At 57.2% G+C, this 1,167-nt stretch carries 1 protein-coding gene; it reads right to left on the bottom strand.

What is annotated here, in order from left to right:
- Window positions 1-295: 295 nt before the first annotated feature.
- The gene (locus tag JF66_RS20525) at window positions 296-1,018 is read right to left on the bottom strand and encodes a GAF and ANTAR domain-containing protein (RefSeq protein WP_369798084.1); all 723 of its coding nucleotides are present in this window, start codon (window positions 1,016-1,018) and stop codon (window positions 296-298) included.
- Window positions 1,019-1,167 lie beyond the last annotated feature (149 nt).

Below are 1,167 nucleotides of genomic sequence, written 5' to 3'. Positions count from 1 at the left end.
GGTTCAACGCAATCCATCGTCTTATCCACTGCCTGGGCTGTCACCTCGCAGCACCACACACGCCCCCTCTAAGTGCTCGTTCGCTAGGCTCTCTCGTCCTCTCCGATCTGTAGCACCGCCGTGATACGAGAGGGACCACGACGCAGTTCCACCGGTGTGGATAGCCAAATATCGAACAACAGACGTGCTCGCCCGAATCGCTGGCGCAGCTGTCCAAGCTCTGGTCCAGTACCGGGACCGCGACCATTATCGGTGCGGCCAGCAGGCCCCGAAAGTCGACGTCACCTTCCGTGCCCTAAATCAAGATGAGGTTATCGATGATGTTTGCGGCGCTGACGTGCATGGGCTCCTGGCGTGACCGGGCGTGCTGGCGCAGACGCTTGAACGCCTCCTCCATACTGATGCCATTACGTTGGGCGATGACGCCTTTGGCCTGCTCGATAAAGACACGACTGTTCAGCGCGCGTTGTAGTTGTTCGTTCACCGCCGTACTTTCTCGAGCGGCGCTTTCATGCAGAAGACTGATGGTCGCGACGTCTGCCAATGCCTGACCGATTGTCGCGTCTTCATCACTCAACACGCCTTTGTGCGTTCGGAACAGGTTCAGTGCCCCGATGGTATTTGGGCGCAAGCGCATCGGAATGGCATGAACTGATTGGAAACCTTGGCTGAGCGCAGCCATCTGAAAAGCAGGGTATCGGTGTCCGTCCGCTTCAATGTCACTCAGTGTGACGACCTCGCCGGTCAGAAACGCGTCGACACAGGGACCTGCACCGGCCCGGTGTTGCATTATTTCAACGATGTGGCCTTCTTCGCTCGACGAGGCGAGAACCTGTAGTTGGCCGTTTTGATCCACCAACACCACGCCCGCTGCGGTGGCGTCTAGCAACACAACACATTGATCGACAAGAGTGCGCAGCAAATCGAGCACGTCGTATTTACCAACCAGTGCGTCAGCGAGTTCGAGGAACGCTCTGCTGACCTGCGAGGCGCGCGACATGCGCTTTATGCGTATCATGCGTTTACTTTGCACCCGATTACGCAAACGGGAGCGCATTCGGCCCAAGTATCAGTGTTTTGGCAGTTTGTATGCATCTGTATGCGTGGCTCCGTTCGTGATCCCGACACTCAAGACGTCCGGCGCACGAAGATAATTTGGATCCCGGG

This window comes from Cryobacterium sp. MLB-32 (assembly GCF_000738085.1).
Classification (GTDB): domain Bacteria; phylum Actinomycetota; class Actinomycetes; order Actinomycetales; family Microbacteriaceae; genus Cryobacterium.
The sequence above is the reverse complement of the archived record's forward strand: the minus strand, read 5'-3'. Positions and strand labels throughout refer to the sequence as shown.